Consider the following 11,944-nt stretch of genomic DNA (forward strand, 5'->3'; position numbering starts at 1 on the left):
TCTTGAGCGGTCGTATTAGCCCTGGGGGCTTTCTTCTTCGATCCGCAGGCGCGGGTAGGTTCCCTGGTCGGGGCGCAGGCCCGCCGTGGGCTCGTAGAACGCGCGGATCTTGTCCATGTCAGCGCGCACGTCCCCCGTCAAGGTGATGGATTCACCCCAGCCGTAGACCATGCGCTTAGAGTCAATGAAACCAAGCGTGACGGGTAGGTCCGCGCCGCGCGCGATGTGGTAGAAGCCCGACTTCCAGTAGTCCTTCTTCTTCCGGGTCCCCTCCGGCGCGATGACCAGCGAAAAACGATCCACCTGCGCGAGCCTTTCCACAATCCCGGCGACCATCCCGTTGGGGTGCTTGCGGTTAACGCCAATGCCTCCAACAGCCCGAATCACCGGTGCCACCACGCCTTTCGTCAGTGAATCCTTGACGAGGAATTTGAAAGGCACGCCCCGATCCCACATGGCCATGAGCATGAGCCAGCCGTCCCAATTCGACGTGTGGTAGGCGCCGATGACGATGCTCTTCTCCGGCAGCTCCGGGCCCTCGAAGGTCCACTTCGAAAAGCGCTGATAGGTCTTGGAAAACAGCCTTTTGAATCCCATTTTTCTCCTTCACGACGCCGTCGGCGCGCGTTGACCCGGGGCGTCAGGCGGCGGGCCGAGCCAGCTCGGCCGCGATGACTTGGTCCATCGTCTCGGCGGGAATGAATCCCGGAATGTAACTGTATCCGACGATAAACGCTGGGGTGCCCGTAATCCCCAGGCGCTGGGTGCCTTCGACGCGGGCTGCTTCGACGGCGTCGACCGTCTCCTGGGCAAGCATATCGGCACGGAACTTCTCCAGATCCGGCACGCCAATCTGCTTCGCGACCTCGACGAGGCCGTCCTCGGTGGCCGACACCGGGTCCTTATCGTACTGGTGCTGGAAGACGAACGAGTGGAAATCGAGGAACTTGCCCTGGTTGCCCGCGGCGACCGACGCCTGGGCCAACATCACCGAATCCGGGCCGAGCACGGGCAGGTTGTGGTACTCGATCCGGATCGTGCCGTCATCGAGGTAGTGCTTGAGTTTCGGCTCGGTTTCCACGGCACCCATCGCGCAGTAGCCGCACCGGAAGTCGTAATAGATCTGGACGACGACGCCGGCATCGACCTTCCCCACCGCCATCGGGTCATCCTCGGACTTGCGCCACTTCCCCTCGACCAGGGCCTTGACCTGGGGGTCGAGAGCCGGCAGCTCGGCGGGGGTTGCGGTCGAGTCGCCGGGGGTGGACTGGCCGTTGGGAGAGGCCTGGCCGCCGGGCTGGGCGGGCGCCCCCGTGTGGGTGGGAGTCGGGGCGACGGCGTCGTCCTTACCCGTCTGCGTAATCAGCAGGGCAATGACCAGCGCAATCACCGTCAGCCCCATGACGATCAGGGCGATCATCATCGAGCGGTTCGACGTGGCGGGCGGGGTGCTTGGAAGCTCAGTCATGGGTACTCCTGGTTACTCGTGCGGGGATCTCCGGAAGACGGACGGGTCGGGTTGGTTGGGTTGCTTGGGGGCTAGCGGCCGCCCGCGCTAGAGCACGTACGAGAAGGCGGGCGAGTCCGGCTCGAGCTTCTCGATCTGCAGGTCGGAGGCGGCCATGCGGGCCAAGAGGACGTCTATGTTGTCGCGGTGTTCGATTTCAATGCCGACCAGTGCCGGACCCGTCTCACGATTATTCTTCTTCGTGTACTCGAACTGGATGATGTCCTCACCCTCGGAAAGCACCTCGTTGAGAAAACCGCGCAGCGCGCCTGGCTTCTGCGGGAAGGTGACAAGAAAGTAATGCCGCAGACCCTCGTGGATCATCGAGCGCTCGACTATGTCGTCATAACGCATCACGTCATTATTACCACCTGAAATGATGCAAGCCACCGGGCCGTCCGGCAGGTCGGTGATGTACCCGGACAAAGCGGCGGGCGCAAGCGCCCCCGACGGCTCCGTAATAATCCCCTCAACCTGATACAGCTCCAGCATCTCCGTGCAGATTGCGCCCTCGGGGACGATGACAATCTCGTCGCACAACTCCCGCACGATCTCAAACGTGAGGTTGCCAGCGCGGGCCACCGCCGTGCCATCGGCAAAATTATCCACAGTCTCAAGGGTTTGGGGGGCACCAGCCTTGAGCGCCGCCGCCATCGACGCAGCACCCGCCGGCTCCACACCAATGACCTTGACATCCGGGTGGAACTGCTTCACCCACGCCAGCGTGCCCGACAGCAGACCGCCGCCACCCACCGGGACGACGACGGCGGCCGGGCGAGTCGGTGCCTGCTCAAAGATCTCCTTGACCACCGTTCCCTGACCCGCGATCGTGCGGGCGTCGTCGAAGGGGTGGACGTAGACGGCGTCGGTCTCCTTGGCGAAAGACATCGCCGCCTCGGAACACTCGTCAAAACTCGAACCCACAATTCGCAAAGTCACCCACTCCCCACCAATCGTGGCAATGCGATTGCGCTTCTGGCGCGGGGTGGTGGAGGGGACGAAAATCGTGCCGTGAATGCGCTTCTCATTGCAGGCAAAAGCCACGCCCTGGGCATGGTTGCCCGCTGACGCGCACACGACCCCATTCGGGGCCTCGCTCGCCGAAAGCGTGGCAAGGAAATTGTATGCGCCGCGCACCTTGTACGATCGACCCACCTGAATATCCTCACGCTTGAGCAACACGGGGCGGCCCACCTTGGCAGACAGGCGGACGGATTCCTCAAGCGGGGTGGTCCGCACTGTCGTGCCCAGGGTTTGGGCGGCGAGAACCACGTCGGTTCCGGTCACGGGTGTAGAAGTCATACCCCCATCTTTCCCCGTGGCGAGGCCGATGCCAAATTATTTTCCACATGGTGGGCTTGTGTGGCTAGGGCGGGGCGTGAGGCAGGTGGGGTGGGTAGGGCGGGCGTGCGGGGCGGGCGCGTTGTGCCGAAACCGTATTAAGCTGTGCCTCGCCGCGTGCGCGTTGTGCCGAAACCGTATTAAGCTGATCCGCGCTGTACTAAAATACGGAAAATTAGTACAGCGGCGATCAGCATAGTACAGCGGCGATCAGCTTAGTGCAGCGCGGGCGGCGCGGGCGGCGGGGACCGCCGCCGGCTGGGCTTTGGCACGCGGACTTAGTGACGGTTTGGCTATCCTTGGCACATGAGTGAATCCCCCGATTTTCCCTTTGAGTTTGAACGGAAGTTCCTTGTTAGCGGCTTGCCGGACGGCGTGGCCGAACACGGAGCTCCGCAGGTGATCATCCAGGCCTACGTTTTCGCCGAGGCCGGGTACGCGATCCGAGTTCGACTTTCCTTCCGCGGCGTAATGATCGAGGGGGCGGCAGCGACGCCGATCCGGGAGTCCGCACGACCGGGGGCGATGGGCTCGCGAGAGCCAAGATCGATGTCACAGAACGATCTAGCGGTGAACGCGGCAGACGCACACTCGCCAGAAGCACACTCGGCAGACGCGAACGCGCCCGAGCCGATCCCGCCGGCGGCTAAGATGCCGGTGTTCGACCCGGCGGTCGACGAGCTCGGCGCCTACGAGCGCCGCCTACTCGCCCAACTCCTCAAGGACAACCCCGGGCTGGCGGTGGCGACGGTGGCGGTGAAGTCGCCGTCGATCAACGGCGAACGCTACGAGATGGAAACCGAGCTCGACCCCGATGTGGCCGTCCAAATCGTTCAACGCTCCGGACGGATCGTCGCCAAGACGCGCCATTCGCTGTGGGTCGGCGAGGATGGCTGGGAATTCGACGTGTTCGCAGGTCAGAACGCCGGTTTGATCGTCGCGGAGATTGAGAGGCTTACGCCCGTGGTTGACCTCGAGATCCCTGAGTTCTGCGTCACTGAAGTCACCGCCGACCCCCGATTCACCAACGACTCCCTCTCCAAAACTCCGTGGCAGCACTGGGACGCCCTCTACATGGCAGAGCTCGCCCAACGCGGCCCCTTTTTCCTCAACCTTGGCGAGAATTCCTGAAGGATCCGAGGATTCGCCACGAGCCTGCCCGACGCTCCCCGGTCCCACACGGCCGCGAGCTTCTGACGCTAGCTGCCCAACGGCGTCGTGAACGAAACCGCTGATCATCCCAGCGGCGTTGATGGCGCGCGGCGTATTCAGACTGGGGGACGACACGGGCCGAACGGGAGTCACGAATAATATACATATGACCGAATCGACAGCGCGGAGCAGTCTCATTGTCCAAGTCCTGATCTCGCTGGGGCTCGCCCTCATCGTGATCGTGGGTTTTACAGCCCTGCGCGTGACGGGGACGGCCGAAGAGGTCAGGGCTGAACAGCAGTCGACCTACGAGACCCACGACATCAAGGCGCTCGAGGGCTATCGCGCGCCCTACGTCGGCGACAATTCCAACACGGCGCAAGCTCTCTACATGCTCCCGTTGGGATCCCGGATTAGTCGAGTAGAGATTCACGATACGGCTGTCGTTGCTGTTCTCTCCGATGGGACGACGACGAACGAGCGGGAAAACGCCCTGTACTCCGCGGTTGCGTTCATGGCGGCTGTCGACAATGCCAGCTCGGTAACCTTCCAATCCGGGCTGGGCGAATACACAATTTCGCGGGAGGCGGTCGAGCAACGTTTCGGGGCGCCACTGAGCAAATTGCTGGATTCGGAAGAGGAATGGCAACGGGTGCGCACGCTCGTTCCCGTGGAGGTCAGCTCGCTAGTGGCCTAGGGCTGCTTGGTGGCGCTGGGTTTGGTTAGCGGCGCTGGGTTTACCCTGCATGAGTGCTTGCGGCTCGAGGTCTTCGAATCGTTGCAAGATGAGGAAAAACGCCGTTGACTCGGGGCCGTTGGCGGTAATATAAGGGTGAAGCTTGCGCGTCGGCTCAATGCCGCACCGCGCTGGATGGGATGTGTGACGACCAATCGAGGTGAGCGATTGTTGCCGCCCCCATCCCAAGACTGGCTGGTATGAGGAGTTTGCTGTCCTCTCGTACCAGCCAGTCGAGTTTTGGGGCATGGGGTGGCCGGGCGCGGTGTTGCCCGGCGGGGCCGCCCCTCGCTCAGACCCTATTAAACTGATCCGCGCTGTACTAAAATACGGAAATTTAGTACAGCGCGAGTCACCTTAGTACAGCGCGGGCGAGGCCGAGGGCGGGCCGGGACGCGCGCCGGACCAAGGCCGCACGCCAGGCGCCGCCGGCCACGGCAACGGCCCGCAGTGTCGCCTGGAGCTAGCGCGGCCGGTAGACTGCCACCATGCATGAGCTCGGAATATCCTCCATCCACCCCGACGCACCCGCGATGTTTTCGGCCGCCGCAATTATGCGAGCGCCAATTGATGTCGATGCCGCCGCCGACCGCTTTGCCTCCCTTTGGGGCGAAACGATCGTGCCGCGCTGGGAGGTTGTGGACGAGGATGCGGGCGACGCCGGTCGCGTCCTCCACTTCGAAGTCGACGGAGTGCATGTGCTGCTCACCCCCGTTAATCACGGGTTGACGCTCGAGAAGGGGCAGCTTCCGTTGCACCGCTTCCACGTGGCCGCTTCCTTCTTTGCTCCCGAGACCTCCGATGCGGAAGCTAACCCCGACGACGAACCATCGGCTTCCGCGTCGGCACCCTCGGCGGCCTCCTGCGAACGCGATCCTGCGCACGGGCCGGCTGAGGAGATGGAGGAGCTACGGCGTCGTCATCGGATGGTAAGCGCACATGTGGTGTTTACTGAGGTCATGGACGCGCTGATGCGCGAGCCGGCGGCGATCGGCGTCTACCGGGATGAGTTGGGCGTGCTCATGCCGCCGTCGATGGTGACGAAGCTGGCCGAGCTCCTCACGACGGGTCAGGCGCCGCTGCCCCTGTGGGTCAACGTTCGCGTCCACAAGCACGACCTCACCTTCGGGCGCACACTCGGCCTGACGAACTTTGGGCACCTTGACCTGCAGGTACGGGACTCGACGCGCTCGGAGGAAGAGGTATACAACCTGCTGATGAACGTGGCGAACTATATCGTCACAGGCGAGACGTATCTGCTACCCAGCCAGACGCTTGGCTACACCGACGGCGGCCAGATCGTTATCTCGCAGGAGGTTTCGCAGGCGGACGGCGCAACGGTCATCCGGCTCGACTTTTAGGATAACGACGCCGCCCGCCCCTTCCACGCCATGTCCGAAAATTCACATGCGCGTTATTGATGGGGGACTGCCGTACGACCCTAGATATAGTGGTATGGAGAAAACCAGCCGGAATATGGAGTGTTGAGCGTGCTTATTGCCATTGGTGGAATGATCGGCGTCGGGAAGACGACGGCGGCGAATCTCATCTCGCAACACTTGGATGCGCCGCTCCACTTGGAGAGCGTCGAGGGCAATGAGATCCTCGAAAAGTTCTACACGGCCACCCCCGAGGAGGAACAGGCTAAGCGATACCCGTTCCTGCTGCAGTTGGCGTTCCTCAACTCGCGCTACACCGACATCAAGCGGGCGCTCGAATCGCGCCACGCCGTGCTCGACCGCTCGATCTACGAAGACTGGTACTTCGCCCGCGTTAACACCGACATGGGCCGCATCTCCGACCTCGAATTCTCCCTGTATGAGAACCTCTTGGCCAACATGATGGAGGAACTGGAGGTCTTCCCGAAGAAGTCGCCCGACCTGTTCGTCTTCCTCCACGCCGACTTCGACACGATCATCCGCCGCATTTCCAACCGCGGGCGCGACTTTGAGCAGGATGCCTCGCAGCTAGCCTACTTCCGCCGCCTGTGGGAAGGCTACCGGGATTGGGTGGAGAACCGCTACCAGGAGTCGCCGGTGCTCGTCTTCGACACCGACCTCTATGACCTGAGCGAGCCCGACAATCAGCGTCTCCTCCTCCAACTTGTCGACGACAAGCTCGCCGAATACGCCCAGTTGCAGTCGGCCTAACTCCGAGCTGGACCCGGCCTTTCCTCGCGATCGGTGTCAGGCCCGCGGCCGTTGCAGCATCAGCGCGCACCCGGCGCGGCCAAACCCTGCGCGGGGACGTGACCGGTTCGACGTCGTCGTGAAAGCGCACTCGATGCTACGATGTCTCGCGGACGTGTGAGCGATCCACGTCCCGCCCCGCCCGCACCCGCGGCCGGCGGCGCGCCCGGGTAGTGGCAGTGCCCGGCGGTTTCTTGCGCACGTTGACTTCAGTCCTTTGCACGTGCGCCCACGAAAGGACATCATGACTGCCACATCCGCACCTGCACACGACGCCGCCCCCACCACGCCCGTCAAGTACGCGCCGATTCGCCGCGGCTTTTTCGACTACTTTGTCGTGTTCTTTGTTGCCTTCCTCCTGCTGTCGAACATCAGCGCCACGAAATTGGTCGAGGTTGGCCCGCTCACCTTCGACGGCGGCGCCGTCCTCTTCCCGTTGACCTACATCATCGGCGACGTGCTCTCCGAAGTGTACGGATTCAAAGCCGCCAAGCGGGCAATCTTCATGGGCTTCGTCGTCTCCTTCATGGCCTCGCTGACATTCTGGCTGGTCATCAAGCTTCCTGCCCACCCCGACTACACTAGCCAGGCTGCCTTCGAAGAGGTCCTCGGCGTCGTGTGGCGCTTCGTCGTAGCCTCCCTGGCCGGCTACCTCGCCGGCCAACTCCTCAACGCCAAGGTACTGACCTACATCAAGGACCGCTGGGGTGAGAAGCACATGTGGGCGCGACTGATCGGCTCGACTGTCGTCGGAGAATTTGCTGACACCCTCATCTTCTGTGTCATCGCATGGGTTGGCGTCATGAGTTGGGGAGTCATCTTCAACCTTACCGTCGTCGGCTTCATTTACAAGGTCGCCGTCGAAGTGGTCTTCCTTCCGCTGACCTACCTCGTCATCAACCTGATCAAGAAGTACGAGCCGAATTACGGCGTCGTGAACAGTTAGGCTACAAACATGGCTTTTACACTCGGAACCCGGCTCGAAGGAACACTTGGGCGGACAGGCATCATTCATACTCCGCATGGCGATATTCGCACGCCCGCGTTCATCCCCGTCGGCACGAAGGCAACGGTCAAGGCGACCCTGATGGATTCGGTCAAGGAGCTGGGGGCACAGGCCGTGCTGTCGAACGCTTATCATCTTTATCTTCAGCCGGGTTCCGACGTCGTTGACGAAGCCGGCGGGCTCGGCGCCTTCATGAATTGGGCTGGGCCGACCTACACCGACTCCGGTGGCTTCCAGGTGATGAGCCTCGGTTCGGGTTTTAAGAAAGTCCTGTCGGATGAGTTTTCGGGCAAGAAAGTGGCTGACGACGCCGTGGCGCCTGGAAAAGAGCGCCTCGCTAATGTCGACGACGACGGGGTGTGGTTCCGTTCGCACATCAACGGATCCAAACATCGCTTCACGCCGGAGGTCTCGATGAGGATCCAGCATGAGCTGGGTGCTGACATCATTTTTGCTTTCGATGAGCTCACCACACTGATGAATTCGCGTAGCTATCAGGAGGAGGCGCTTGAGCGCACACGACTGTGGGCTAAGCGTTGCCTTGCCGCGCATAAGCAACTCACCGATGAACGCGAGGGTAAGCCGTATCAGCAGCTTTTTGGCGTGATTCAGGGAGCACAGTACGAGGATTTGCGGCGCAAAGCCGCGCGCGATTTAGGGCGCATGGAGGTCGATGGTCAGCGTTTTGACGGCTTCGGGATTGGTGGGGCGCTGGAGAAAGAGAATCTGTCCACGATTACGTCATGGGTGGCGCAGGAGTTGCCGGAAGATCGCGCTCGGCACATGCTCGGCATCTCCGAGCCTGACGATTTCTTTGCGTGTATCGAGTCTGGTGCCGATACCTTCGATTGCGTGAACCCTTCGCGGGTAGCCCGCAATGCTGCGATTTATTCGCCTGATGGACGATTTAACCTTACGCGTGCCGAATTTAAGCGGGACTTCACCCCGTTGGTGGAGGGATGTGAGTGTTACACGTGCCGTAACTACACCAAAGCATATATTCACCACTTGTTTAAGGCGAAGGAGATGCTGTCCTCAACGTTATGTACGATTCACAACGAGCATTTCACGGTTAGCTTGGTAGACCGCATTCGTGCCTCCATCGAGAATGGCACCTACTGGGAGTTCAAGGAGGAAACGCTCGGACGGTTCTATGGGGCGAAAGGTCCCAGCGCGAAGTAGAACAGGACAACCCTGGGGTAGCTTTACGCGGCGAAATCTACGCGAACCTCGAGGCCGCCCTCGTGGCGTGCTTTTAGTGTCAGTTGGGCGCCGAAACGATCGACGATGGCTGAGACGATCGACAGTCCTAGGCCGCGGTGTTCCTGGCCGACGCGCCCTCGGGAGGTCCAAAACGGTTCGGTTAGCTCGTTCATGGTTGAAGGGTCCAGGTGCAGGCCGGTGTTCCTCACGGTTAGATGTGCGTGTGTCCCAACTGTCCTGGTAGTGGTTGTTGTTTCGATGAAGATGTTTCCTGATTCGACGTTGTGATGAATCGCGTTGTGAATGAGGTTTCGTACAAGTTGATAGACGAGTCGGGCATCTGCGCAGGTGATCGCTGGCTGAAGATCGCACGAGACGGACAGGTGCCTTGAAGAGACATCGTCCTGCGCCTCTTGAAGAACCTTGTGTACGACGTCGGCAAGATCAATGTGGGCCAATTCGAGAGCATCGGACTCGAGCTGAGCTAAATCTAGGAGCGCTTCGATGGTTTGGGTGCTTCGTTCGTTGACTTTGACCAGTTTTTCCAGCACTGTCCTGTCAACATCACCTTTCTTTGCTAACGCGACTTCAAGAATCGTGCGGGTTGTGGCCAAGGGTGTACGCAACTCGTGGGAGGCATTAGCCGTAAATCTTCGTTGCGCTGCAGCGGACCTTTCGATGGCGTCGAGCATTGTGTTGAAAGAATCGATGAGGTTTGTAATCTCATCTTTGGGGCCGGTGAAGGAGATGCGGTGATCCAAATGTCCCTTCGCAGCTTGCGTAGCAGCTTCACTGACTTTCGCCAACGGGCGTAGCATTCTACCGGCCAGCCACCACGCTACAAGCGAGCTCAAAACAGTAAGTACAAGCAAGGCTATGGCAGATAACCGAAGTAAGAGCGCAAAAAGGTCTGCACCGCTTTCTACCGTCAGCTCTACATTAGATTCATGTAGATAGATGATCGGGCTTGCGTGCCAGGCGTCGTCGTCGGGCGAAAAATCAAAGATGTTGTTAGGGATAAAGCTGAGGTAGATCGTCATCGCAGCCAGCAAGATGATGCTACAGATAATGATCAAGATTGAATATGACAGCGCAAGACGGGCGCGGGCGGTGAGGCGAATTTTGCGGAACATGTCAGCCCTTTTGGTCAATCTTCTTCAATAACGTACCCGACACCGGATATTGTGCGTATCACCCACGGCTGACCAAGTTTACGGCGTAATGAACTGATCGTGACTTTAACTGATTGCGTGAAGGGGTTCGCGTTCATGTCCCACGCTTCTTCGAGTAGCTGTTCAGCGCTTACTACTCGGCCGGGATCACGCATCAATGACTCTAAAACGGCGAATTCTTTTCGGCTCAGCCGTATTGGCCTGCCGTCTCGGTTCACTTCGTGGCGGAAAGGATCAAGGCTGACCCCGCACGCTTCGTATCGTGTGGGGCGGACACTGAAGCTTCTTCTTCCTAGAGCACGCACGCGGGCGACGAGCTCTTCGAAAGCGAAGGGTTTTGGCAGATAGTCGTCTGCGCCGAGCTCGAATCCGTGGACTTTTTCGTCAGTTCGCCGAGCTGCTGTGACCATGAGGATGGCGGGGCGCTCATTGCGCATGTTTAGCTGACGGCATACCTCATCTCCGCTGATGCCAACGATGTCACGGTCAAGGAGGACGACGTCGTACCCGTAGGTGTCGATTGCGGCTAAAGCGTCTTCGCCTCGGGAAACGATGTCGGAGGAGATGGAGTGTAGCGCAAGACCGTCTTGGATTGCCTCGGCAAGAAATGACTCGTCTTCGACGATGAGTACACGCATATGGCCTCCTGATTGATACTGCACGCTCGCATCTGCTTTATGGTGAACGTCGATCCGAGCGTACTAAATCAGGAAAGGAGGTAAAAGCTCTATCTGCAAGATGATTGTGGGCCTGTGTGAGGTTTGTTGTTGGGTGCGCGAACTTGGCGCTTGTGAAGTGCTGGGGTGCGGAGGCTCAGGTGGTTTAACCGGCTCTCCGATAGAGCCCGGCCTGTCGGCCCGGGCGAGCCTGTCGAAACCATATTAAGGTGCTTGGCGCTGTATTAATCTGCTGCAACTTATTACAGCGCGGAACAGCTTAATGCGGCGCGGGTGTGGGTACGCGGGTGTGGGTACGCGGGCGCTAGGGCTAGGTGCTGAAGAGCCGAAAAGTCTTTACCTCTTTTTAACTGCGCCGTCAGTTTAATAGAAGCATTGCAGGATGATGCAGCTCGCGTTGCATCAGGTTGTTATGAAAGGACATGTCGATGCATTTCTACCAAACCTCACGTCGCGCCTATGTGGGAATCGGACTTCTTCTGTCTTCGGCGCTCGCTCTTGTTGGTTGTTCTTCTCCCGCTAAGCCAGAACCAAAAGTATCTGCGATGAGTTCACAGCAGTGGCAACATGACTTTGAGCGTTGTTTGGAAAAGCACGGTGTCGATCTTTCTGAACTTGTTGGCGGCTCCGGAAAGAAAGGCGGTCAGGACACCAAAACTCAAGAAGCTTTGCAAGCGTGCGTGGGCAAACTTGGCCTTGGTCCACAACAAAGCCAATCATTTGATGAGGGCAAATTCGAATCCCAGCTGCTGACCTATGCAAGATGCATGAGAGAAAGTGGCTACGACATGCCCGATCCTAAGCTCAGTGGAAATGGTCCTATTACGCTTGACCTTGAGCCAGAAAATGCTAATCCCGCTGATATAAAGAGGTGCGGTGAGAAGGCCGGGCTAGGCTCTATCCTTGGAGTCAAGTGATGCGCAAAAGAGTGTATGTTGCCGCAGCTTCGTTGACTGTATTG

At 59.7% G+C, this 11,944-nt stretch carries 12 protein-coding genes; 7 read left to right on the forward strand and 5 right to left on the reverse strand.

What is annotated here, in order from left to right:
• Nucleotides 1–15: 15 nt before the first annotated feature.
• From HLG82_RS09990 to ilvA, 3 genes are all read right to left on the reverse strand, one after another.
• Complete coding sequence (locus HLG82_RS09990; protein ID WP_193326676.1) at nucleotides 16–597, reverse strand: 1-acyl-sn-glycerol-3-phosphate acyltransferase; 582 nt, start codon at nucleotides 595–597, stop codon at nucleotides 16–18.
• A gap of 43 nt (nucleotides 598–640) precedes the next feature.
• Nucleotides 641–1,468, reverse strand: a complete 828-nt coding sequence (locus HLG82_RS09995; protein ID WP_193326677.1) for a DsbA family protein — start codon at nucleotides 1,466–1,468, stop codon at nucleotides 641–643.
• Nucleotides 1,469–1,555: 87 nt separating this feature from the next.
• Nucleotides 1,556–2,809, reverse strand: a complete 1,254-nt coding sequence (gene ilvA, locus HLG82_RS10000) for a threonine ammonia-lyase IlvA (protein ID WP_193326678.1) — start codon at nucleotides 2,807–2,809, stop codon at nucleotides 1,556–1,558.
• A gap of 345 nt (nucleotides 2,810–3,154) precedes the next feature.
• Here ilvA and HLG82_RS10005 point away from each other — a divergent pair, with 345 nt between their 5' ends.
• From HLG82_RS10005 to tgt, 6 genes are all read left to right on the forward strand, one after another.
• Nucleotides 3,155–3,979 carry a CYTH domain-containing protein gene (locus HLG82_RS10005; RefSeq protein ID WP_193326679.1) on the forward strand — a complete coding sequence of 275 codons (825 nt, stop codon included), beginning with the start codon at nucleotides 3,155–3,157 and terminating at the stop codon, nucleotides 3,977–3,979.
• 187 nt (nucleotides 3,980–4,166) lie between these two features.
• A complete protein-coding gene (locus tag HLG82_RS10010) occupies nucleotides 4,167–4,697 on the forward strand; it encodes a DUF4825 domain-containing protein (RefSeq protein ID WP_193326680.1) in 531 nt (176 codons plus the stop codon).
• A gap of 527 nt (nucleotides 4,698–5,224) precedes the next feature.
• Nucleotides 5,225–6,097, forward strand: coding sequence for a DUF4261 domain-containing protein (locus tag HLG82_RS10015; RefSeq protein ID WP_193326681.1), 873 nt, complete (start codon nucleotides 5,225–5,227; stop codon nucleotides 6,095–6,097).
• A gap of 129 nt (nucleotides 6,098–6,226) precedes the next feature.
• Nucleotides 6,227–6,886 (forward strand): deoxynucleoside kinase, encoded by a 660-nt coding sequence (locus tag HLG82_RS10020; protein WP_246462310.1) that lies wholly within the window; start codon nucleotides 6,227–6,229, stop codon nucleotides 6,884–6,886.
• 283 nt (nucleotides 6,887–7,169) lie between these two features.
• On the forward strand, nucleotides 7,170–7,871 hold the full coding sequence (locus HLG82_RS10025; RefSeq protein WP_193326682.1) for a queuosine precursor transporter: 702 nt from the start codon (nucleotides 7,170–7,172) through the stop codon (nucleotides 7,869–7,871).
• Between the two features lie 9 nt (nucleotides 7,872–7,880).
• Nucleotides 7,881–9,113, forward strand: a complete 1,233-nt coding sequence (gene tgt, locus HLG82_RS10030) for a tRNA guanosine(34) transglycosylase Tgt (protein ID WP_193326683.1) — start codon at nucleotides 7,881–7,883, stop codon at nucleotides 9,111–9,113.
• 23 nt (nucleotides 9,114–9,136) lie between these two features.
• Here the strand turns inward: tgt and HLG82_RS10035 are convergent, their stop codons facing one another.
• A complete protein-coding gene (locus tag HLG82_RS10035; RefSeq protein WP_193326684.1) occupies nucleotides 9,137–10,267 on the reverse strand; it encodes a sensor histidine kinase in 1,131 nt (376 codons plus the stop codon).
• A 14-nt stretch (nucleotides 10,268–10,281) separates the two neighbouring features.
• A complete protein-coding gene (locus HLG82_RS10040) occupies nucleotides 10,282–10,944 on the reverse strand; it encodes a response regulator transcription factor (RefSeq protein WP_193326685.1) in 663 nt (220 codons plus the stop codon).
• 467 nt (nucleotides 10,945–11,411) lie between these two features.
• On the opposite strand from HLG82_RS10040, the gene HLG82_RS10045 reads away from it, so the two are divergent.
• Nucleotides 11,412–11,900 (forward strand): hypothetical protein, encoded by a 489-nt coding sequence (locus tag HLG82_RS10045; RefSeq protein ID WP_193326686.1) that lies wholly within the window; start codon nucleotides 11,412–11,414, stop codon nucleotides 11,898–11,900.
• The last annotated feature ends 44 nt before the right edge of the window (nucleotides 11,901–11,944 follow it).

The organism is Trueperella pecoris (assembly GCF_014926385.1).
Classification (GTDB): domain Bacteria; phylum Actinomycetota; class Actinomycetes; order Actinomycetales; family Actinomycetaceae; genus Trueperella; species Trueperella pecoris.